Raw genomic sequence first — 22,224 nt, forward strand, 5'->3', positions numbered from 1 at the left:
ATTTACCAATATTTTTCAATAGAAATTTCTCCTGGAATGCGTCGTTTATTTTCTTTTAGCCCATAATTTTTAAGAATTGCAGTGACATCCTTAACCATATCTGGATTACCGCAAATCATTACTTGAGATAACTCTGATTTGATTTCAAGTCCAGTAAATTGGGACATACGCCCATCTTCAATTGCTGTAGTAATACGCCCATGAATCGTGTTTTCGTGTTCTTCTCGGCTTACTAAGGGAACATAGATAAATTGATCAGAGTGTTTTTCTTGGATACTCTGAATTAGAGGTCTATAAGAGAGTTCTTTGAAACTACGAACTGAGTGGGCTAATATAATTTTAGAAAACTTTTTCCATACCTCATCTGCCTTTAATACCGCTAAAAAAGGACCAATGGCTGTTCCTGTTGATAGCATCCATAAATCATGGGCAGCCTGAACTTGAGGCATTGTTAAAAATCCCGATCCTTTGCGAAAAACCCAAACAGAATCACCGGGTTTCAGCTCAGCTAAGCGAGGGGAAAGTAATCCTTCAGAAACAATAATAGAGTAAAATTCTAAATATTTCTCTTCTGGCATATTTACAAACGAATAGGATCTCGCAATAAATTCTTCATTAATCACCAATCCTAAGCGACCGAATTGTCCTGCTTCAAAAGGATTAATAGGTGCCTCTACTTGCAGTGAATAAAGACTCTCTGTCCAGAAATGATTAGAAATAACTTTTCCTTCAACCCATTTATCTATATCTACGATTGACGCTGTCATAAAATAATAGTTACCTTTACTATTTTTTAAAAATCAGTATATAGTTAAAAAACTAAAATAATTAGCGCTTATTTTATATCTCATCTGTAGGATCCAATAAATTAATCCAATGCTTTACAGGCATAGAAGATTTACTTTTCAGGTGTGTTAAACATCCAATATTAGCAGTGGCAACGAGTTTAGGGTGCTCTTTTTCTAGTGCTTGTAATTTATTTTTCAAAAGATTTTGAGAGATCTCTTTCTGCAAAATAGAATAAGTACCTGCAGAGCCACAACAAAGATGAGAATTAGCTACTTTTGTTAAGTTAAACCCAGCCTTTTCTAATATTTTCTCTACTACTCCCACAAGTTTTTGTCCATGCTGTAACGTACAAGGAGATTGAAAAGCGATATTTCTAGGAGTATGAGGGGGAATAGTAAGTTTTGTGATATCCTCTTGAGCAATAACTTCACTAATATCCTTAGTTATTTCCGCTACTTTAGCTGCTTTTCTTGCATAGGTAGGATCTGCTTTAAGTAACGTACCATAATCTTTTACCATGACACCGCAACCACTGGCAGTCATCACAATAGCTTCAATACCTTCCTCTATATAGGGCCACCAAGCATCAATATTCTTTTTAATAAAATACAACGCACCATAAGGATCCGATAGATGTTGATTAACTGCTCCACAACAACCGCTGCTAGGTGCTGATACTAAGCTAATTCCTAATTGATCTAATACCCAAGCGGTGCTGGTATTAATATTAGGAGCAAGTACAGGCTGCACACACCCATCTAAAATTAGCATTCTTCGAGAATGATTGGCTTTAGGTCTTAGTTTATCTTTTTCTTGTGTTGGTATCTGTTCTTTAAGTGCTTTAGGAAGAAAAGGAGAAAAAAATTGACCAATTTTAAGCAAAATTTTAAATCGCCATGGGTAGGGCAAAACAAAACATAATCCCTTCCGTAGTATTTGATCTAAAAATGATCGGGATACTGTATTCTCTACAACCTCTCGCCCAATATCTAATAACCGTCCATAGCGTACCCCTGAAGGGCAAGTGGTTTCACAGGCACGGCAAGTAAGGCAGCGATCTAAGTGTTGTTGAGTTTTATGGCTAACCTCTTTTCCTTCAAGGACATTTTTTATTAAATAAATTCTTCCTCTCGGACTATCTAGCTCATCACCAATGAGTTGATACGTAGGGCAAGTAGCAGTACAAAATCCACAATGCACACAAGCTTCTATGATTTTTTGTGCCTCTTTTCCCTGATTAGTATCTTTAATAAAATCTGCAAGTTTAGTTTGCATAAAATAATTATTTAAAGTTCATCATACATGCGCCCAGGATTTAGAATAAAGTGAGGATCAAATGCTTGCTTTAATCGGTAGTGTAAATTCATCAAAGCATTAGATAGAGGGTGGAAGATATCCCCATTTCTGTCCCCCCCCCGAAAGACAGTAACATGACCACCTATACGGTCTGCCCCAATTCGCATTAGTGTCGGATCTAAATTTGAGTGATACCACCGTTGTGATCCTGCCCAATCCACAAACCAAGTACCTGGTAAATCAATAGGTGGAGTCACAGTGGGAATAGACCAACGCCATAGGGGTTGTTGTTGTTTTTTAAAGAAAGGATGAGTATGATCTCTCACCGCTGTCCAAAACCCTTGGGAATCATCTATCTGATTACCACCTATTTTTTGCTGGGCAAGACGTATGGTTTCTTCAAATCCAGACAAGCGAACATATACACACTCTCCATCAAAAACACATCCAGATATAGGCAAATGATCAGTTGCCCAAGTATTAAATAAATTAAGAGCACTTTGAGGTGTTTGTGGTTGAGCAAGGGTAATTTCCATAAGTGGGTGAGGCAGTACTTTTAAGGAAATTTCTAATAATACGCCAAGGGTGCCAAGACTTCCTACCATTAGTCTAGAAACATCATAGCCAGCTACATTTTTAACCACCTGACCACCAAATCGGAGTTTTTCTCCCTTACCGTTTAAGATAGTAACACCGAGGATAGAATCTCGGATTGCACCCCCATAAGGGCGGCGAGGACCAGAAAGACCTGTTGCTATTACACCGCCTAAAGTAGATTCTTGCCCAAAATGAGGCGGTTCAAAACCAAGCATCTGGTTTTGTCCAGCAAGTAGTGCTTCTATTTCAGAGAGGGAGGTTCCAGATCGAGCAGAAATGACTAATTCTTCAGGTTCATAGCTAATAATACCTTGGTGCCGAGTAATACTCAGCGGTGTGCCTAAAGGTTGGCGACCATAAAATTTCTTTGTATTTCCGCCTATAATACATAGAGAAGTTTTTTTATTATATGCTGCATAAACAGTTTCTTGTAGTTCCTTGCTATAGTCAGTAGAATCCATTGCTCTTAATTAGTGATTTAATCTGTAAATCATAGAGTAGATATACTTAGGTATAATTCTATAAGGTGATTGAAATGGCTTAAAATTCATCTCATTCTCTGGCTAAAATATCTGTTAATTAAACATAATGTCTTTTGTACACCTTCGGCTTCATACTGAATACTCTATGGTGGATGGCTTGGTGCGAATTAAGCCATTAATTCAGGCTGCGATTACAGCAAAAATGCCTGCACTTGCTATTACCGATCAAAATAATATATTTGGAATAGTAAAATTCTACCAATCAGCATATACCGCAGGAATAAAACCTATTATCGGGGCTGATTTGCTCTTAGATAGCCAAGAGGAAAACCATCACTTTAGTCGTTTTACTGTATTATGCCAAAATCATATTGGTTACCAAAACTTATCTTACTTACTCTCTCGTGCTTATCGTGAAGGGCAAGTACAAGGAACACCTTATATCCAATGGGATTGGATAAAAAATCATAATGGAGGATTAATTGTATTATCTGGAGGTCATGAAGGAAATATAGGTCAAGCATTATTATCGAATAACAGTCATAAAAGCAAGAAATTGCTTGCAAATTGGAGTCAGCAATTTCCTGATCGTTTTTATTTAGAACTCCATCGCACTGGCAGAGAAAATGAAGAGCAATATCTTCATGCAGCAGTAGATCTTGCTTTAGCTTCAGATACTCCCGTAGTAGCTACTAATAATGTTAGGTTTTTACATCAGGACGATTTTGAAGCTCATGAAGCAAGGATTTGTATTCATGAGGGATGGACACTCAATGATCCTCGCCGCACCTATTCCTGTAGCAATCAGCAATACTTTCGCACACCATTAGAGATGGAGGCGTTATTTTCTGATCTTCCAGAAGCAATAGAAAATACGATAGGGATTGCTAAACGATGTAATCTTGAGATTACGCTAGGCGAAAACTATCTTCCAGATTTTCCTATTCCTGAAGAAGCAGAAACTACTGAAGCGTTTCTTCAATCTGAAGCAAAAAATGGCTTAACAAAACGACTTAATCAACTCTATCCTAAGCAAGAAGATCAAAAAACTCATCAAGATCGCTACGAATCTAGGCTTATAAAGGAGCTAGCCGTAATTGAGCAGATGGGTTTTGCAGGCTACTTTTTAATAGTAGCTGATTTTATTCGCTGGGCCAAAGAGAACAAAATCCCTGTAGGACCGGGTAGGGGATCGGGGGCAGGATCTTTAGTGGCTTATGCTCTAGAAATTACCGATCTAGATCCTTTAGCTTTTGATCTACTCTTTGAGCGATTTCTCAATCCAGAACGAGTTTCCTTGCCTGATTTTGATGTTGATTTTTGTATGGAACGACGAGATAAAGTCATTGATTATGTGAGTCAACGCTATGGTCAAGATCGAGTCTCTCAAATCATTACCTATGGCAGTATGGCAGCTAAAGCGGTAGTACGGGATGTTGGGAGAGTACTTGGTCATCCCTACGGTTTTGTAGATCAAATTGCAAAACTAATTCCCTTTGATCCAAGAATGACTTTGGAAAAAGCATTGAAAGAATCTGAGGAACTAGCAGCTCGCTATCAAGCAGAAGAGGAGGTTAATTTCCTGATTAATTTAGCTAAGAAGCTAGAGGGAATTACTCGCAATGCAGGAAAGCATGCTGGAGGGATTGTGATTGCTCCAAAAAAGATTATTGAATATGTACCTGATTACTGTGAACAAGGGGCAAGTAGTGGAGTCACTCAATTTGATAAGGATGATCTAGAGGCAATTGGATTAGTAAAATTTGACTTTCTTGGACTGCGTACCTTAACGATTCTTGATTGGGCACTTATCGCTATTAATCGGCAACGAAGCATTGAAAAACTACCTTTGCTAGATCTTACTGCTTTACCTAGGGATGATAAAAAAACTTATGGGTTACTTAAAAGTTGTGCAACCACAGCTATTTTTCAGTTAGAGTCAAGAGGCATCAAAGATCTTATTAAAAGATTACAGCCCGATTGTTTCGAAGATATTATTGCGTTAGTTGCATTATTTCGCCCAGGACCGCTTCAATCTGGGATGGTGGATGATTATATTAATCGTAAACATGGGCGAGCAAAAGTGAGTTACCCTCACACAGATTTAGCTCCAATTCTTAAACCTACCTATGGAGTCATTGTTTATCAAGAACAGGTGATGCAAATTGCCCAAATCCTAGCAGGATATACCCTAGGTAATGCAGATTTGCTACGTCGAGCGATGGGTAAGAAAAAGCCTGAAGAAATGGCAAAGCAACGAGAAATTTTTATTGCTGGGGCAAAATTACAAAATGTAGATGAACAGATTGCAACAGATATTTTTGATTTAATGGAAAAATTTGCTGAATATGGGTTCAATAAATCCCACTCAGCTGCCTATGCGTTGATTGCATATCAAACTGCTTACTTAAAAACCCATTATCCAGCATTCTATATGGCAGCAGTGCTCTCCTCCGATATGGATAATACAGAAAAAGTAGTAGGCTTTATAGAAGAGAGCAAGAGTATGGGGTTAAATATTCTTCCCCCGAACATTAATACTAGTTATTATTATTTTGAAGCACAAAATCAAGCAGAGATTCTCTATGGACTCGGAGCAATTAAAGGAGTGGGTAAAGCTGCTCTAGAAGGAATTATAAAAAATAGAGAACAACACGGAGCTTATAGGGATTTATTTGATTTTTGCTCCCACATTGATCTCAGAAAAACAAATCGACGGGTATTAGAGATATTAATTCAAGCAGGTGCTTTAGATACTTTTGGAAAAAATAGAGCTACTTTAGAAGCATCTTTAACCCATGCTTTATCGTTGGCAGAACAAGTATCCTATAATAAGGCTGTCGGGCAAAATGATTTATTTGGATTAAATACCATTTCTGATAAGAAAGAGATTAATAGCTATCTAGAGAAAGCGTCATGGGATCAGGAAAAACAACTTACTTTAGAGAAAGCCGCTTTAGGGTATTACTTAAGTGGAAGTCCTATAGATAACTACCTCCCTGAATTAAAAGAAATAACTACTGTTACGCTTAGGAATATCATTGAGCAATCTAATTTAAAACGAGCTCGACAGCAAGTTATAATTGGTGGATTGATAGAATCTATCCGTCTTAGTAAAGCAAACCAAAAAGGGAGAAATGGATTTATCACCTTAAATGATCAAAGTGCTAGACTAGAAGTAAAAGTATTTGCTGATATATACAATGACAATCAAAAGCTAATACAGCCTGATCAAATTGTGGTAATTGAAGGAAAATCTGGATGGGATTCTTATTCAGATCAAATTTCAGTCACTGCCGAGTGTATTTATACGTTAGAGCAAGCTCGTGAAGTATTCTCGAAGTGGTTAGAAATTAATATAAATGGTACTAAACTGGAAAGAGAATCTATTAAGAAATTAGCACAGATACTAACTCCTTTTCAGAAACAAGAGGGGTGTCAAATTCGTATTTCCTATCATAATAAGCAAGCTACTGTACCGATTATTTTCAGTAAGCAATGGTGCATTCGTCCAGCAAAAGATCTATTGTCAAGTCTCAATTTACTTTCAGGAATTGAATATACTAAAGTGCATTATTAATTACAATTTACAAAAAAGATATAATCTCCATTTACTCCATAAATAGCTATTAGAATATTATGAAAATAAGCTTTTTAGATTTTGAGCAGCCTATTGCAGAGCTTGAAGCTAAAATCGAAGAGTTAAGTTTTATTGATGATGATAAAGTAAATATCTCTGAGGAAATTAGTAAGCTAAAACATAAAAATATAGAGCTTACCCAATCCATATTCAGTAATCTTACTGACTGGCAAATTGTCCAGCTTGCAAGACATCCCCAACGTCCTTATACCTTAGACTATATTCATCATATTTTTACCGATTTTGAAGAGCTTCATGGAGATCGTACTTTTTCTGATGATAAAGCTATTGTAGGTGGGGTTGCTCGATTAGAAGGAGAACCTGTTGTAGTGATAGGTCACCAAAAGGGACGAGACACTAAGGATAAGATTGCTCGTAATTTTGCCATGCCAAGACCTGAGGGGTACCGAAAAGCATTACGTTTAATGCTATTAGCAGATCAATTTAAATTACCTATCCTTACTTTTATCGATACTCCGGGTGCATATCCTGGTATTGATGCAGAAGAGCGGGGACAAAGTGAAGCCATTGCTCGTAATCTATACGTTATGGCAGGGTTAAAAACACCAATTATTGCTACAATTATTGGAGAAGGTGGCTCAGGGGGCGCCCTTGCTATTGGCGTAGGGGATCGTATATGTATGCTTGAATATAGTATCTATTCTGTTATCTCTCCAGAGGGGTGCGCTTCTATTCTTTGGAAAAGTGCGGAAAAAGCACCAGATGCAGCAGAGACTTTAGGGGTAACTTCAAAACGACTTAAAGATTTAAATCTAGTAGATTGCATTATCCCTGAACCCTTAGGTGGGGCACATCGGGATATAAAAACAATGGTGGCGCACTTAAAAACTACACTAAGTGAGCAACTAGCCGAACTAAAAATATTATCCGTTGACCAGTTACTTACTCAAAGACAGGAGCGACTAAGGAATTACGGTCAGTTTCAAGGGTAAGTATTGTGGGATTTTCCTCGTGTCAGTTATTTAAAATCTTACAAGAAACTGTGCCCTCCAATGTTTATAAGGTCGCTTATAGCGGTGGGCTTGATTCCCATGTATTGCTTTACGCTTTAGCACAACTACAAAAGAAATTTTCTTATATTACGGTAACTGCTTTATATATAGATCACGGATTACATCTCCACTCTAACGTATGGGGAGAGCACTGCCATCAAATTTGTCATGATCTTAGAATTTCTTGTAAAACAATAAAAGTTAATGTGCAACCTGCTAAAGGACAAAGCCTAGAAGCGGTAGCTCGAGAGGTACGCTATCAGGCACTTAAAGATGAATTACAAGAAAATGAATGTTTGCTTACTGCTCAACATCAAGATGATCAAATAGAAACTGTATTATTACAATTATTTCGAGGCACTGGGGTTTCAGGCTTAGCGGCAATGGCACTAAATCAATCATTTGGTAAGGGTTATTTAATTCGTCCACTCCTAAACTTTACTCAGCAGGATCTAAAAAACTATGCTTACCAAAAAAACTTAAATTGGATTGAAGATCCTAGTAATAAAAACACTGACTTTGATCGTAACTATTTACGCCATCAGGTTATTCCAACTTTAAAGGAACGCTGGCCTGGATTAGGTCAAACCTTATCTCGGGTAGCGCTGAATCAAAGAGATGCTAGCTACATTTTAGAGAATCATGCTGATAAGTATTTAAAGAGAATTAAAGATAATCAATGTGGTCTTTCAGTTCATAAATTAAGAGCTTTATCTCCACCCATCTGCCGTAATGTATTACGACATTGGTTAAAGCAGCTAAATCTGCCTCTACCAGATTATATTCATTTACAACGTATTTTAAATGAAATACTACCTGCCATAGAAGATTCTCAGCCTTTAATAGCATGGCCTGGAGTAGAAATAAGACGTTATCGGGATAGAATCTATGCCCAGCCTCCTATGCCTTATCATAATTCAGAAACAAGGCTTTCTTGGGATGGAATAAGCTCACTTATACTACCTTCAAGTGTTGGTGGAAAATTATCCCCAGAAGTTACCTACGGGGATGGGTTAGGAATGAAGTTCCTACAGGAAAATAAAGTAGTAGTTGCTTTTCGCCAAGGAGGAGAGAAGATTTATTTAAAAAATCATCATCATAGTATTAAAAAGCTTTTTCAACAGCAGGGCGTTCCTCCTTGGCAAAGGGGAAGGGTGCCTATGATATTTTTCAATGAAAAACTAGTTTTTATAGCTGGTATAGGAATGGATCAGGCATTTCTTTCTAAACCTCAGGAGAAGGGAGTAGTTATTCATTGGCTTCCTCACTAATTTGATTCCCCCCAATCTATGACAAAATTTATTTTTATTACCGGTGGTGTTGTCTCTTCCTTAGGCAAGGGAATTACGTCAGCTTCTTTAGGTACACTACTTGAGGCTAGGGGGTTTAAAGTAACACTCATTAAACTTGATCCCTATATTAATGTAGATCCTGGTACCATGAGTCCTTACCAGCATGGAGAGGTATTTGTTACTGAAGATGGGACAGAAACCGATCTTGATTTAGGACATTACGAGCGCTTTGTTCGTACTAAAATGACCCGGTATAATAACTATACCACTGGGCAAATTTATGAACGAGTGATTGCGAAAGAGCGTAAAGGCGATTATTTAGGCAGCACCGTTCAGGTAATCCCTCACATTACGGATGAGATTAAGCGTTGTATTCATAGAGGGGCAGTAGATTCAGAAATTGCATTAGTGGAAATTGGTGGCACCGTAGGCGATATAGAATCACTGCCGTTTTTAGAAGCAATTCGTCAAATGCGTATTGAATTAGGGTATCACAATACCCTTTATATTCACTTAACCTTAATTCCCTTTATTTCTTCTGCAGGAGAATTAAAAACAAAACCTACACAGCATTCAGTGAAAGAGCTTAGATCTATAGGTATTCAGCCCGATATTTTAGTGTGCCGATCAGAGCATTTACTCCCATCTCAGGAGCGGCGTAAGATCGCTTTATTTACTAATGTACCTGAGAAGGCAGTTATTTCAGCTGCAACCGTTGATAGTATTTATAAAGTACCTATAGAATTAGGCGATCAGGGCTTAGACAGCATTGTCACTGACCATCTTCAGTTAAACTCAAATCCTCCAGTACTGACTGAGTGGCAGCAAGTACTTTATAATTTAGGTCATCCAGATAAAGAAGCCACTATTGGTCTAGTAGGTAAATATGTAGATCATAAAGAGGCCTATAAATCTCTTTCTGAGGCATTGATTCATGCCGGGATTCATACACGGACTCGAGTCCATATTACTTATTTTGATTCAGAAGATATTGAAGCACAGGGTATTGATAGTCTCTCTAAATTAGATGCTATTTTAGTCCCTGGTGGGTTTGGTAAGCGGGGGATTGAGGGTAAGATTGCAACTGCAAAATATGCTAGAGAACATAACATTCCTTATCTCGGGATTTGTTTAGGGATGCAAGTTGCCATTATTGAGTTTGCTCGTAATAAGGTAGGATTACTACAAGCACATAGTACAGAGTTTGATCAACATACCCAAAATCCAGTGATTGCATTAGTAACTGAATGGCAGAGAGATGATGGTACTTTAGAACAGAGAAGTACGAATACTGATCTTGGAGGTACCATGCGCTTAGGTGCCTATCAATGTAAATTATTACCTAATACTCAAACTGCTACGTTGTATGGTAAAGAGGTAATTACAGAGCGGCACCGCCATCGCTATGAGTTTAATAATAGTTATCGAGAGATGCTTAAATCTTCAGGGTTGGTTATCTCAGGGGTTTCCTCTCAAGGAGATCTGGTAGAAATTATAGAAATTCCCAATCATCCTTGGTTTATTGCCTGTCAATTTCATCCTGAATTTACCTCTACTCCTCGGGATAGCCATCCTCTTTTTATGAGTTTTATTACAGCAGCTTTCAAAAATAGGAAAGCTATTTAACTATGGATCTTTGCGGATTTAAAGTAGGATTAGCTTATCCTTTATTTTTGATTGCAGGTCCTTGTGTGGTTGAAAGCGAAGAGCTTGCGTTGGAAACTGCAGGAAAACTTAAAGAAATTACTACTCGGTTAGGAATTCCTTTTATTTATAAATCTTCTTTTGATAAAGCAAACCGGACTGGAATCAATAGTTTTAGAGGATTAGGGTTTGATCAAGGTTTAGCTATTTTAGAGAAGGTAAAAAAAAATTTACAAGTACCTATATTAACCGATGTTCATGAAGATACTCCATTATCAGAAGTGGCAGCAGTAGTTGATGTATTACAAACACCAGCTTTTCTTTGTCGACAAACAAACTTTATCCAAAATGTAGCGTGCCAAGGGTTGCCCGTTAATATTAAAAAGGGACAATTTTTAGCCCCTTGGGATATGGAACATGTGGTAGAAAAAGCAAAAGTTGTAGGTAATCAGCAAATTATGGTCTGTGAGCGTGGTGTTTCTTTTGGTTATAATAATTTAATCTCCGATATGCGTAGCTTAGTGATTATGCGAAATACAGGCTGTCCAGTAATATTTGATGCTACCCATTCAGTACAACAACCCGGAGGATTGGGAGGAAGATCTGGTGGGCAAAGTGAGTTTGTACCTCCATTAGCTCGAGCTGCTACTGCGGTCGGAATTTCGGGTATCTTTATGGAAACTCACCCAAATCCTAGTAAGGCACTAAGCGATGGTCCTAATTCTGTGCCTCTACAAGAGATAGAAGTGTTATTAATAACTTTACAGATTATTGATAGAGCAATAAAAAATAATAATCAATAGTATCTATATATTTTTTATATTAGGGAGATAGGCTTAAATGAGTAAAATCACTAAAATTCTTGGCAGAGAGGTGCTCGATTCAAGAGGTAATCCTACAGTAGAAGCTGAGATTACCCTTGAGTCAGGTGCTATAGGTCAAGCTATAGTACCCTCTGGTGCATCTACTGGTTCTCGTGAAGCCATAGAATTGCGGGATCAAGACTCTACGCGTTATGGCGGCAAAGGAGTACAAAAAGCAGTCGCTTACATCAATGGGGAAATTGCTCAAAGAATTTTAGGCCAGGAAGCAACCCAGCAAGAAACGATTGATCAAATGATGATTGAGGTAGATGGTACACCCAATAAGGCTCGATTAGGTGCAAATGCAATTTTAGCAGTTTCGCTAGCCACTGCTCGAGCAGCAGCTCAAGAAGAAAAAAAGCCTTTATATGGTTACTTAAATAAAAATGGTGTTTTCCAAATGCCTGTGCCCATGATGAATATTCTCAATGGGGGAGTACATGCAGATAACAATGTAGATATACAAGAGTTTATGATTGTACCCTTTGGGGCAAAAAATATTACTGAAGCAGTCCGTTATGGAGCAGAAGTGTTTCACTGCCTGAAAAGTATACTCCACAGTCGAGGATTAAACACTAATGCTGGAGATGAAGGCGGGTTTGCTCCTGATTTACCCTCTAATGAATCAGCTATTGAAGCAATCTTAGAAGCCATTACTAAGGCAGGATATACACCTGGTCACGATTTAGGGCTAGCTATGGATTTGGCCAGTACTGAATTTTACAAAAAAAATCACTATATCTTTGATGGTAAAGAACATACCAGTGAAGAATTAACTCGTGTGCTTGAAACCTGGGTAGATCGCTACCCTATCGTTTCTATTGAAGATGGAATGGCCGAAAATGACTGGGAAGGCTGGACTTTACTTACCCAAACGTTAAATCAGAAGATTCAGCTGGTGGGAGATGATTTATTTGTTACTAACACCAAAATTTTAAAAGAGGGGATTGATAAAAATATTGCTAACTCTATTTTAATTAAAGTTAATCAAATTGGTACTTTAACTGAAACACTCGCTGCTATTCATATGGCAAAAGATGCCAAGTATACTACAGTAATTTCCCATCGCTCTGGAGAAACGGAAGATACTTTTATTGCAGATTTAGCGGTGGCTACCTGTAGCGGTCAAATTAAAACTGGGTCTTTATCTCGTACTGATAGGGTAGCTAAATATAATCAACTTATTCGTATTGAAGAGGCTTTAGGGAACAAAGCTACTTTCCCTGGGCATAAAGTATTTACCAGATCATAGCTCATATGAATTCTTCTATTATCTTGTGCGATTTATTGTATTACTTATTTTATTCGGGTTATTAATATCACTTCAATATAGTATATGGATAAAGCCTAATGGTCTTAGTGAATTACAGCACCTAAATCGAATTATTGTGCAGCAACAGGAAGAAAATCAGAAGCTTGCAGAACGTAATCAATTTCTAAATGCTGAAGTGCAAGATTTAAAAGATGGGCTAGAAGCGATAGAAGAGCGAGCAAGAAGTGAGCTGGGAATGATTAAAAAAAATGAAACATTTTTTCAAGTTATTGAGAAATGATCTCTCCTAATTATTGGGTAGTTATCCCTGCTGCAGGAGTGGGAAAGCGAATGGGGAGCCAAATCCCTAAGCAATACCTCCCTCTGTTAGGGAAAACTGTACTTGAGCACACTATCAACATCTTTCTGGATTACCCGGCTATTCAAGGAATTATAGTGGCTACTTCTGATGAAGATTATTGGTGGTCCCAGTATTTCCCTATACAACACCCTAAAATTATGAGGGTTGCAGGAGGTAAAGAACGCTGCCACTCCGTACTTAATAGTTTGGTATATTTACAGACATTAGCGAACTCAGAAGATTGGGTTTTAGTTCATGATGCAGCTAGGCCTTGCTTACAGCAAATGGATTTAAATTTATTGATTAAGACTCTAAACAACCATTCCGTAGGCGGGTTACTCGCATTACCTGTAAGTGATACCTTAAAACGAGGTAGCGATCAAAGAGAAGTAGTGGTTACTGTAAGTCGGGAAAATTTATGGCGAGCACTCACCCCCCAAATGTTCCGATTCAAAAAGCTCCATGATGCACTAGCCAGCGCTATTCGTTATGGTAACTACGTTACTGATGAAGCTAGCGCTATGGAGCAAGCGGGATATGCTCCTTATCTGGTGGAGGGTCATGGGAGTAATATTAAAATTACGCACCCTCAAGATCTTGCCCAAGCAGAATTATTTTTATCCCTATAGGAGTAGTTAGAAATGCGGGTAGGTCATGGTTTTGATGTTCATCGCTTTGGCATTGGAAAAGATCTGGTTATCGGTGGAGTAAAAATTCCTTTTGAACAGGGTATCATTGCTCATTCAGATGGAGATGTGGCAATTCATGCCTTATGTGATGCTTTACTGGGTGCTGCTGCATTAGGGGATATTGGTCAGCACTTTCCAGACACAGATCTTGCCTTTGAAAATGCAGATAGCCAGAAATTACTTCAACATGTGATGAATTTAGTGCATCAGCAGAACTTAACCCTAAGTAATGGGGATATTACTATCGTTGCTCAAAAACCAAAGCTTGCTGCCTATATTCCAAGTATGAAAGAAACATTAGCCCCCATTCTTGGCATTCCCAGCAATCGATTAAATATTAAAGCTACGACTACAGAAAAGATGGGTTATATCGGTAGGGTTGAGGGTATTGCTGCCCATGCAGTCGTCTTATTGAAAGAATAAAGATATTTAATTAAAAAAGGTGAACAATAGCTCGTTTACTGCTTGAGGGCAATCCACCTGAATCCAATGGCTACAGGAATCTAAATATATTACTTCATACCTAGCATTCATTACCTTATCCAATTTTTTATTAAGGTCAGTAGTTAAAGCTTTATCGTTTTTGCCCCAAATAATTCTTGTGGGAACCACTACTTTTTTATTACGTAAATCTCTATTTACTCCATAACGAAATCCAGCACGATAATAGTTTATAGAAGCAGTTAATGAATCTCTTTCCTTAAACGCATTAACATAGAGGTTAATATCTCTACCATTAATATACTCTTTATTAAAGAGCCAGCCTTGCATATTAGATTCAAAAAATTTTTTTAGAGTCTTACTCAGAATTAGCTCTGGAATCACTGGAATCTGAAAGGCAATCATATACCAACTTTTTATCAACTGACGGGGGTTTGTAAGGAGATTTTCCATCATTAATTTAGGGTGAGGGCAATTGAGGATAGTTAACTTTTCAGTTTGCTTTGGAAAGCAAGTAGCAAAATGCCAAGCAACTGCACTCCCCCAATCATGACCTACAATAAAGGCTTGATGAAACCTAAGCTGTTCTATAAGTGTATGGATATCTTATATAACATATTTAGTTTGGTAACACGCTACTCTATTAGGTTTATCTGAAAGGTTAAACCCTCTTAAATCTGGAGCTATAACAGTAAATTTTTTAGCTAGCTCTGATAATTGATATCGCCAGCTATACCAGAATTCAGGCCATCCATGCAATAAAATTACTAATTTTTTGCCATATCCTTGGCGAACATAATGTAAGTTAATGCCATTTACTTTTATAAAGTGATGTTTTAACCTCATAAAAGTATATCTATTTCAATTGAAAAACATTTTTGAATTCATTTGTTTTATCTAAGATTTAGACTATAGAAGTGTTCTATATTTTAATTTATTACTATAAATTTCTATTTTTTTGAAATATTTACCTATTTTTTTAAATCTACAGGGAAAAAAATGCTTAGTAGTAGGGGGTGGGGTAGTGGCTACCCGAAAAGTAGGGTTGCTTTATCAGGCAGGAGCGATCGTTACGATTGTTGCTTTAGAAATATGCGAGCAATTACAAATACTTACCAAAGAAGTGGGATCTATCCAAATACAACAAAAACCATTCCAGAAAAGTGATATTCAAGAAGACTATCACTTGGTGATTGCAGCAACTAGTGATCAAGATCTAAATAAGCAGGTTAGCCGATTAGCACAAGTACGTCATATATTAGTGAATGTAGTAGATAGTCCCCAGCTTTGTACTTTTATTTTCCCTGCCATTGTGGATCGCTCTCCTGTAGTGATTGCTTTATCTACTGGAGGGGCATCTCCAACCCTTGCTCGACTATTACGTACTAAGCTAGAATCTTTAATTCCCCATCGTTATGGTCGTCTTGCTCGTTTTGCGGTTTATTACCGCAGCAAAGTAAAACTCTATATTACTGATCCTAAAGCTCGCAGAATATTTTGGGAAAAAGTGTTACAAGGAAAAATTGGAGAACAAGTATTAGCTGGTCAAGAACAGGAAGCGAGCAATGCACTAGATCAAGCATTAATTACTCATCAAGATCCTTCTCAAGGAGAAGTATATTTAGTAGGGGCAGGTCCTGGAGATCCAGATTTACTCACTTTTCGCGCCTTACGATTAATGCAGCAAGCCGATATGGTGCTTTATGATCGTTTAGTCAGCCCAGAAATTCTAAATTTAGTTAGAAGAGAAGCTGAACAGATTTACGTGGGGAAAAAAAGAAACTGGCATAGCCTGCGACAAGAGGAAATTAATGATTTATTAGTGACTCATGCTAAAGAAGGTAAGCGGGTACTACGGTTAAAAGGCGGAGATCCTTTCATTTTTGGCAGAGGTGGGGAAGAAATTGCCCACTTAGTGACTGAGCAGATTCCTTTTCAAATTGTTCCCGGTATTAGTGCAGCTTCAGGTTGTGCTTGTTATGGCGGAATTCCTCTCACCCATCGAGATTATGCCCATAGCTGTATTTTTATCACTGGGCAGCTTAAAGATGGGAAATTAGATTTAAATTGGCAGGCATTAGTACAGCCACAACAAACTATTGTGGTATATATGGGGCTAACAGGATTTCCTTTACTATGCCAAAAATTAATAGAACATGGAATGGTAGCTACTATGTCAGTGGCTTTGATTCAACAAGGCACTACCGTAAACCAAAAAGTGTTTACAGGTACATTAGCTACCTTGCCTAGTCTCATTACTAAGGAAGAAATTCAGGCACCTACCTTAATTATCATTGGTGAGGTAGTAAAACTTCATGATCAATTTTTGTGGTTTAATCCATCGAGCCTAGCCTAAGTATATTGAAACCGCATGGATAAATCTATGGCTTTAATGTCCTTAGTTAATGCACCAATAGAGATATAATCCACTCCAGTTTCTGCAACTTGGCGGATATTTGCTAAATTAATACTGCCAGAGGCCTCTAGTTTTACTCTTTTCTGATTTAGCTCAACTGCTTTAATAAGATCTGAAATTTTAAAATCATCCAATAAAATAATATCTGCTCCTGCATCCAATGCTTCTTGAAATTCAATAAGATTTTCTACTTCCGTTTCTATTGATAGATTTTTAGGGTTATTTCTTTTTGCTTGTTGAATAGCTTGGGTAATAGAACCTGCCGCTAAAATATGATTCTCTTTAATTAAAATCCCATCGTATAATCCGTAGCGATGATTATGGCAACCACCACAGCGTACCGCATATTTTTGAGCATTACGTAGTCCCGGAATCGTTTTGCGGGTATCTAAAACTTTAGTCGATAATCCTGAAATAGCTGTAGCATAGCGATGAGCACTCATTGCAGTAGCAGATAAAGTTTGCAAAAAATTTAAGCCAGTACGCTCTCCTATTAAGATGGGAACAGCAGATCCCATAAGGGTGCAGATAATTTGATTAGGGGTAATAAAATCTCCATCCTGTAATGCCCAATTAATCTTAATATGAGAATCTAATTGACGAAACACTTCTGAAAACCAAGGGATACCACAAAGAATTGCATCTTCTCGACTAATTACAGTTGCTTTTACCGTAGCGGTATCCTTAATTAAGGAAGCGGTGATATCGCCACTGCCTATATCCTCTGCAAGTGCTTGGCGAACTTCTGCTTCAATATTATGATTCTGATGATTATTCATAGATATTTAGAAAATGATCGTGTCTTTAATTCCTTTAAATAAGTTTTCTATAGATTCTCAAGGCTGGCTTGCTCATATACGCCATCTTATTTCCCCTAATTATGATGAAAGACCTGCTGACACTATAGTAGATTGGCTGGTGATTCATTGTATTAGTTTACCACCGGGAACATATGGTGACTCTTGGATTGATAGACTATTTACCAATACTCTTGATTCCAATGCTCATCCCTATTTTCAAGAAATTCATCATTTGAAAGTATCTGCCCATGCATTGATTACCCGTCAAGGGTTGCTTACTCAATATGTGTCTTTTCATAAACGGGCATGGCATGCAGGGGTATCTTCCCTTCAAGGCCGAACAAACTGTAATGATTTTACCATTGGGATAGAACTTGAAGGTACAGATACTACTCTTTATGAGCAAATCCAATATCAAACCCTTGCCCAACTAATTCAAGCACTCATAGTTACCTACCCTAGTTTATCTATTGATCGAATTGTAGGCCATGAACAGATTGCTCCAGGGCGTAAAACTGATCCGGGCGTAGGTTTTGATTGGGGCTATTTAAAAAAATTACTTGCTGATAAGTAATTTTTTATAGTTTATACAAGGTAATAAAAAAATAAACCCTGTAAGGCTAAAATTCATCCCCAATAAAAATCCTATCCCATGTCTTTGAAGCTCAATATAGCCATCGCCAAATACGGAGGAAAACACAGAATAAAATAGGACAAAACTACCTAAGCTATTTATGGATATAAATAACTTCAGATAGGAATTTTGATCAGTTGATTTTACTAACAGTAAACAAACTATCAAACTCGCTGTGATTAAAAATAAGGTAAATAAGGACAATACACTTTGCGGGATAGTTTTAGAAAATACATAGGATAGGGAAGAAGTCTTTAGTAACTCATATTGATTAGAGTACTGAAAGTTATGATTTTGAAATTCTAGATGCCCTAAATAAGTAGGATAATAGGGGTATGTTCCGGCAATCCCCTTACTCATAGGAATAAAAAATATCCTAGGATCAGTGATAAATAAATCAATAATCTGAAATCTATTGAGGCTCTCAACCTCTGGGCATGGATGATGATCTGGATTTTCTATGCCGTACCAACTTATCCCTATTCCTTTTAAGCAAGATTGAGGTAACCTAAGCTTTTCTATTGCTTGTTTTTTATTGGTAGCTGCAGCTAATACGGCTTGGAGAAAAGTATCAGTTTTATTAACTAAGCTGGTACTTTGCATATTTTCTGAATTAGGTTGATTTAACTGGTCGTACGCTAAGGGGAGCCCTAAAGAAAGTAGTAGTATTCCTATACAGCTCTTTTTATACCCTTTCAAAAATAAAGTAATACTGCCTATTAACCCTAGAAGTACTGCTAAAGGCATGTATTGCTGTTTACTTAATCCAAGCCATATTAAGGAACATAGAGTAAAGAGAATTAGGGATAGGCTTAGCTCTGTTCTCTTTACCGAAATAAGATAAATTATGCTGAATAAAGCAAAAAATAGTCCTAAAAGAGCAGAAAAATCAGCATATAATGTATTAATATAGAGCAAATTACTGAGATCGCTGAAAACTAAAAAAAAGAGCCAAGCAAGAATAAGCCTATTTATTTCCCCTCTAATAATAAAAAGTAAGCTACTCAGTAAGATCGATAAAAAAGCAACTTTCCAAAAAGCAATTTCCCTAAAATCAATCTTATCCCCAAAAGTATGAAAAACAGTGGTTATCCAAGGAAATGCATTATCAATAGATTTTAGACAGGCTTGTTTTCTCTGATCTCCGTCAAAAATCAAAGTATTAACAGCGTAGAGCCGATTCGCTTCTGTTTTAGGTTTATCTGAATAAGACTGCCAAATCCCGATACAGCTGGATTGTCTTGTAAAATCATAGCTATTGGCATAACCCATAAAAGGGTCAATAAAAACGACTAAAATTATCTTAAGGAAAGTGACAGCAATCAGTAAGTAGGTAAGGATTGAAATATGATGTTTTTTAACGTGAGATGCCAGTGATCTAAAATACAATAGAAATCTATTTAAATGGGCGATAGAAAGGAAAATGAGCTAAAGCAAGCATGGGTTTATCGCCGGGGGTATCTCCGTAGGCATAGATTTCTGAATAATTATCTAAATCATAGGCCGCTTTAATTCTTCGTACTTTCTCCTCTCCGTAGCAATTCTCACCTACATATTGTCCTGTAATTAGCCCATTAACCGTTTCTAATTGAGTAGCAATTAAATCCATATCAAGGCTCTCAGTCCAACCTTGAAGCCAAAGATCAATAGAGGCACTAACAATCACTACTTTATGATTTTGCTCTTGATGCCAGCGTATCTTTTCTAATCCCGCAGGTTTTAATATTTGCGGGATTCTCTGTGTAGCATACTGATGCCCTTTGCATATCAACTCACTCTCAGCCATACCACCAAAAAAATAGGTGAGTGCCTTTCCCTTCGCAAGGCTATTGTTTTGTAGTTTTAAACCATAGGCAAGTAAGGTGGGAGAAAGTATAATTCCCCCTAATAAGGCTTGAGGCCAACTTTTTGAAAACAAAATAAAATCGGCAATACTGTCCCGATAGGTAAGAGTCCCATCAAAGTCAAAAAAAGCAATACCATTATTCATAATAAAAATTAAAGTTTTGTTTTATGAAAGATAAAATTAGGTAAATGGATGATGATGAGCATAATCCAACGCCAAATAGATTTAACGTAAATCACTGATTTCTTCTTGATTACCCCATCAAAAATAGCGTCTGCTACTTCTTCTGGCTGTGCAGTGAGGCGAGCAGGTAAATTTAAACCCGCAGTCATTTTAGTATTCACAAAGCCTGGTTTTACCGTCAGTAAGGTAACACCAGAGAAACTTAATCGATGACAAAGACCTGATAGATAAGCAGTTAAGGCTGTTTTGGTAGAGCCATAAATATAGTTACTTTGCCGTCCTCGATCTCCTGCCACTGAACTAATGACGGCAATGAATCCTGATTTACGTTGCTCAAAATCTTGAGCAATGATTTCTAAAATGCTTACTGCACCTGCATAATTAGTATTAATCATCGCTTTTGCTTGATTAAAATCCTGCTGTGCTAATTGTTGATCAGTCATTAAACCAGCTGCAAAAACAACGCCTATCGGTTTGATAGACAACCCTTTATAAAAGCTTTGATGGCTAGTAAAATCTATTACATCAAAAGCTAATATTTGGGTAGCAACTTTAAAGCGTACTTGAATATCAGTGGCTATTTTCTCACACGTCTCTGTGTTACGAGAGGCTAAATATAAATTATATCCAGCTTTTCCGTAGCGTCTAGCACAAGCAATTGCTATATTGCTACTTGCTCCTAAAATTAATACCCATTGTCCTTGATTCATAATGCAAGCCTTTTTGAGAGTAAAGATTGAAAGTATAAATCTAGTTCTAATTCTTGTCGTAACTTACGGAAACGATCTACATTTGGGTAGCTTTGTTCAAATTGCTCTTTGGTGAGCAGTGCATCTTTAGCTAAATAAATACGCCCACCTAGTGCAACTACTTGATTAGTCACTTCTTGAATAAGCTTTACTGTAGTAGGATTTGCTTTGAAATCTAAAGCAAGACTATAGCCTTCCATAGGAAAAGAGAGCCAATTTTTATTTTCTTTTCCATACAATTTAAGTACTGCTAAAAAACTCTCCAAATTTTTAAGTCGCTGTAAAATAGTAGTCAATCCATCAAAACTCACCGTTTTAGGTAAAATAAACTGAAATTGGACGAATCCTTTTTTACCATAGATTCGATTCCATTGAGAAATCACATCTAAAGGATAGAAAAAAGAATCTATATGTGGTTTCTGCTGAGAAACCCCTTGAAGAGCTTTACCATAATAAAGCGTGTTAAATGCTTTAACACTCCACCTATTTAAGGTAAATGTAGGAAAATCAAAGGGAATGGTAAGCTTAGTTTTTGGGGGCTGGTAAGCCAAATCACCATCTGTTGCAAAATCGCCCACCATAAGTAAGGATCGCCCCAGTTTTTCTCCTTGGGCAAGACAATCAATCCAGGCCACAGAATAAGGAGCACTCTGATGAGCTTCAAAAGCTTCAAAAGTGCCTGCAAGATTACTAGTTTTAATCGTAGTTTGACTAATCCATTGAGAGGATACTGGCTTTAAGTAAAAAGAGGCTTGTGTAATAATTCCAGTTAAGCCCATTCCACCACAAGTTGCGTGAAATAAATCTGCATTTTCTGTAGGAGAGCAGATAAAGTACTGATGATTAGGAAGCAATAGGACAAAAGATTTTAAGTATTGGCTAAAGCAACCCTGAGCATGGTGATTCTTACCATGAACGTCGGAGGCAATAGCACCACCTACCGTAATATATTTGGTTCCTGGGGTGACAGGTAAAAACCAGCCACGAGGTAAAAAGGCTTCTATAATTTCTGAAAATAAAACCCCAGCCTCACAGGTAAGCAATCCGTTTTGCTCATCAAAAGAGAGCATATGGTTTTGGCGATGCTGGGGTAAATAGTGCTGAGCTAAAGCTGCATCACCATAGCTACGAAAATTCCCTGAAGCTACAAAAGGATTTTTCCAGATTTGGTAGTTATTTGATAATGGTTCTGCATCAATAACTGGGTAACGCCCCCATCCTGAGATTTTCATAATAT

Annotated in this window: 19 protein-coding genes and 1 pseudogene; 11 read left to right on the forward strand and 9 right to left on the reverse strand. The window is 37.4% G+C overall.

What is annotated here, in order from left to right; genetic code table 11:
• Nucleotides 1-2: 2 nt before the first annotated feature.
• The 3 genes from OOL07_RS04005 to glcE form a co-directional block, all read right to left on the reverse strand.
• On the reverse strand, nucleotides 3-767 hold the full coding sequence (locus OOL07_RS04005) for a ferredoxin--NADP reductase (protein ID WP_264695123.1): 765 nt from the start codon (nucleotides 765-767) through the stop codon (nucleotides 3-5).
• A 73-nt stretch (nucleotides 768-840) separates the two neighbouring features.
• Nucleotides 841-2,064 (reverse strand): glycolate oxidase subunit GlcF, encoded by a 1,224-nt coding sequence (gene glcF / locus OOL07_RS04010; protein WP_264695124.1) that lies wholly within the window; start codon nucleotides 2,062-2,064, stop codon nucleotides 841-843.
• 11 nt (nucleotides 2,065-2,075) lie between these two features.
• Nucleotides 2,076-3,143, reverse strand: a complete 1,068-nt coding sequence (gene glcE / locus OOL07_RS04015) for a glycolate oxidase subunit GlcE (RefSeq protein ID WP_264695125.1) — start codon at nucleotides 3,141-3,143, stop codon at nucleotides 2,076-2,078.
• A gap of 127 nt (nucleotides 3,144-3,270) precedes the next feature.
• On the opposite strand from glcE, the gene dnaE reads away from it, so the two are divergent.
• Genes dnaE through ispF form a run of 9 tightly spaced genes read left to right on the forward strand, consistent with a single transcriptional unit; the run spans nucleotide 3,271 to nucleotide 14,341 of the window.
• Nucleotides 3,271-6,744: a DNA polymerase III subunit alpha gene (gene dnaE / locus OOL07_RS04020; protein WP_264695126.1), complete on the forward strand. Its 3,474-nt coding sequence runs from the start codon at nucleotides 3,271-3,273 to the stop codon at nucleotides 6,742-6,744.
• Between the two features lie 59 nt (nucleotides 6,745-6,803).
• On the forward strand, nucleotides 6,804-7,757 hold the full coding sequence (locus OOL07_RS04025) for an acetyl-CoA carboxylase carboxyltransferase subunit alpha (protein ID WP_264695127.1): 954 nt from the start codon (nucleotides 6,804-6,806) through the stop codon (nucleotides 7,755-7,757).
• Between the two features lie 5 nt (nucleotides 7,758-7,762).
• Nucleotides 7,763-9,088, forward strand: coding sequence for a tRNA lysidine(34) synthetase TilS (gene tilS / locus OOL07_RS04030; RefSeq protein ID WP_264695128.1), 1,326 nt, complete (start codon nucleotides 7,763-7,765; stop codon nucleotides 9,086-9,088).
• Nucleotides 9,089-9,106: 18 nt separating this feature from the next.
• A complete protein-coding gene (gene pyrG, locus OOL07_RS04035; protein ID WP_264695129.1) occupies nucleotides 9,107-10,735 on the forward strand; it encodes a CTP synthase in 1,629 nt (542 codons plus the stop codon).
• Nucleotides 10,736-10,737: 2 nt separating this feature from the next.
• Entirely contained in the window at nucleotides 10,738-11,556 is an 819-nt protein-coding gene (gene kdsA, locus OOL07_RS04040) for a 3-deoxy-8-phosphooctulonate synthase (protein ID WP_264695130.1), read from the forward strand.
• A 37-nt stretch (nucleotides 11,557-11,593) separates the two neighbouring features.
• Complete coding sequence (gene eno / locus OOL07_RS04045) at nucleotides 11,594-12,868, forward strand: phosphopyruvate hydratase (protein WP_264695131.1); 1,275 nt, start codon at nucleotides 11,594-11,596, stop codon at nucleotides 12,866-12,868.
• 25 nt (nucleotides 12,869-12,893) lie between these two features.
• Nucleotides 12,894-13,169: a cell division protein FtsB gene (gene ftsB, locus OOL07_RS04050; protein WP_264695132.1), complete on the forward strand. Its 276-nt coding sequence runs from the start codon at nucleotides 12,894-12,896 to the stop codon at nucleotides 13,167-13,169.
• On the forward strand, nucleotides 13,169-13,858 hold the full coding sequence (ispD, locus tag OOL07_RS04055; protein WP_264696331.1) for a 2-C-methyl-D-erythritol 4-phosphate cytidylyltransferase: 690 nt from the start codon (nucleotides 13,169-13,171) through the stop codon (nucleotides 13,856-13,858). The genes ftsB and ispD overlap by 1 nt, the downstream gene beginning before the upstream one ends.
• 12 nt (nucleotides 13,859-13,870) lie before the next feature.
• Nucleotides 13,871-14,341 (forward strand): 2-C-methyl-D-erythritol 2,4-cyclodiphosphate synthase, encoded by a 471-nt coding sequence (ispF, locus tag OOL07_RS04060; RefSeq protein ID WP_264695133.1) that lies wholly within the window; start codon nucleotides 13,871-13,873, stop codon nucleotides 14,339-14,341.
• A gap of 6 nt (nucleotides 14,342-14,347) precedes the next feature.
• Here the strand turns inward: ispF and OOL07_RS04065 are convergent.
• Nucleotides 14,348-15,205, reverse strand: a pseudogene (locus tag OOL07_RS04065) (alpha/beta fold hydrolase).
• 112 nt (nucleotides 15,206-15,317) lie between these two features.
• Between OOL07_RS04065 and cysG the strand changes: the two are divergent.
• Nucleotides 15,318-16,715, forward strand: a complete 1,398-nt coding sequence (cysG, locus tag OOL07_RS04075) for a siroheme synthase CysG (RefSeq protein ID WP_264695137.1) — start codon at nucleotides 15,318-15,320, stop codon at nucleotides 16,713-16,715.
• Here the strand turns inward: cysG and nadC are convergent.
• A complete protein-coding gene (gene nadC / locus OOL07_RS04080) occupies nucleotides 16,712-17,554 on the reverse strand; it encodes a carboxylating nicotinate-nucleotide diphosphorylase (protein WP_264695138.1) in 843 nt (280 codons plus the stop codon). The two genes, cysG and nadC, sit on opposite strands and share 4 nt — an antisense overlap.
• 13 nt (nucleotides 17,555-17,567) lie before the next feature.
• On the opposite strand from nadC, the gene ampD reads away from it, so the two are divergent.
• A complete protein-coding gene (gene ampD / locus OOL07_RS04085; protein ID WP_264695139.1) occupies nucleotides 17,568-18,149 on the forward strand; it encodes a 1,6-anhydro-N-acetylmuramyl-L-alanine amidase AmpD in 582 nt (193 codons plus the stop codon).
• Here the strand turns inward: ampD and wsfD are convergent.
• From wsfD to OOL07_RS04105, 4 genes are read right to left on the reverse strand one after another with little or no spacing between them, the layout of a single operon-like run.
• Nucleotides 18,132-19,598: a glycan biosynthesis hexose transferase WsfD gene (wsfD, locus tag OOL07_RS04090; protein WP_264695140.1), complete on the reverse strand. Its 1,467-nt coding sequence runs from the start codon at nucleotides 19,596-19,598 to the stop codon at nucleotides 18,132-18,134. The genes ampD and wsfD overlap by 18 nt on opposite strands.
• A 7-nt stretch (nucleotides 19,599-19,605) precedes the next feature.
• Nucleotides 19,606-20,199 carry an HAD family hydrolase gene (locus OOL07_RS04095; protein ID WP_264695141.1) on the reverse strand — a complete coding sequence of 198 codons (594 nt, stop codon included), beginning with the start codon at nucleotides 20,197-20,199 and terminating at the stop codon, nucleotides 19,606-19,608.
• Nucleotides 20,200-20,207: 8 nt separating this feature from the next.
• Nucleotides 20,208-20,948 carry an SDR family oxidoreductase gene (locus OOL07_RS04100; RefSeq protein WP_264695142.1) on the reverse strand — a complete coding sequence of 247 codons (741 nt, stop codon included), beginning with the start codon at nucleotides 20,946-20,948 and terminating at the stop codon, nucleotides 20,208-20,210.
• Nucleotides 20,945-22,219, reverse strand: a complete 1,275-nt coding sequence (locus OOL07_RS04105) for an FAD-binding protein (RefSeq protein ID WP_264695143.1) — start codon at nucleotides 22,217-22,219, stop codon at nucleotides 20,945-20,947. Before OOL07_RS04105 ends, OOL07_RS04100 begins: the two co-directional genes overlap by 4 nt.
• Between the last annotated feature and the right edge of the window lie 5 nt (nucleotides 22,220-22,224).

This window comes from Candidatus Nitrosacidococcus sp. I8 (assembly GCF_945836005.1).
Taxonomy (GTDB): Bacteria; Pseudomonadota; Gammaproteobacteria; order Nitrosococcales; family Nitrosococcaceae; genus Nitrosacidococcus.

Excerpts from the sequence above, each read along its gene's own strand:
- OOL07_RS04100 (WP_264695142.1), bottom strand. The coding sequence starts at position 20,948 with ATGAATCAAGGACAATGGGTATTAATTTTAGGAGCAAGTAGCAATATA.
- OOL07_RS04095 (WP_264695141.1), bottom strand. The coding sequence starts at position 20,199 with ATGAATAATGGTATTGCTTTTTTTGACTTTGATGGGACTCTTACCTAT.
- dnaE (WP_264695126.1), top strand. The coding sequence starts at position 3,271 with ATGTCTTTTGTACACCTTCGGCTTCATACTGAATACTCTATGGTGGAT.
- pyrG (WP_264695129.1), top strand. The coding sequence starts at position 9,107 with ATGACAAAATTTATTTTTATTACCGGTGGTGTTGTCTCTTCCTTAGGC.
- ampD (WP_264695139.1), top strand. The coding sequence starts at position 17,568 with ATGATCGTGTCTTTAATTCCTTTAAATAAGTTTTCTATAGATTCTCAA.
- kdsA (WP_264695130.1), top strand. The coding sequence starts at position 10,738 with ATGGATCTTTGCGGATTTAAAGTAGGATTAGCTTATCCTTTATTTTTG.
- eno (WP_264695131.1), top strand. The coding sequence starts at position 11,594 with ATGAGTAAAATCACTAAAATTCTTGGCAGAGAGGTGCTCGATTCAAGA.
- OOL07_RS04105 (WP_264695143.1), bottom strand. The coding sequence starts at position 22,219 with ATGAAAATCTCAGGATGGGGGCGTTACCCAGTTATTGATGCAGAACCA.
- nadC (WP_264695138.1), bottom strand. The coding sequence starts at position 17,554 with ATGAATAATCATCAGAATCATAATATTGAAGCAGAAGTTCGCCAAGCA.
- OOL07_RS04025 (WP_264695127.1), top strand. The coding sequence starts at position 6,804 with ATGAAAATAAGCTTTTTAGATTTTGAGCAGCCTATTGCAGAGCTTGAA.
- OOL07_RS04005 (WP_264695123.1), bottom strand. The coding sequence starts at position 767 with ATGACAGCGTCAATCGTAGATATAGATAAATGGGTTGAAGGAAAAGTT.
- glcF (WP_264695124.1), bottom strand. The coding sequence starts at position 2,064 with ATGCAAACTAAACTTGCAGATTTTATTAAAGATACTAATCAGGGAAAA.
- ispF (WP_264695133.1), top strand. The coding sequence starts at position 13,871 with ATGCGGGTAGGTCATGGTTTTGATGTTCATCGCTTTGGCATTGGAAAA.
- glcE (WP_264695125.1), bottom strand. The coding sequence starts at position 3,143 with ATGGATTCTACTGACTATAGCAAGGAACTACAAGAAACTGTTTATGCA.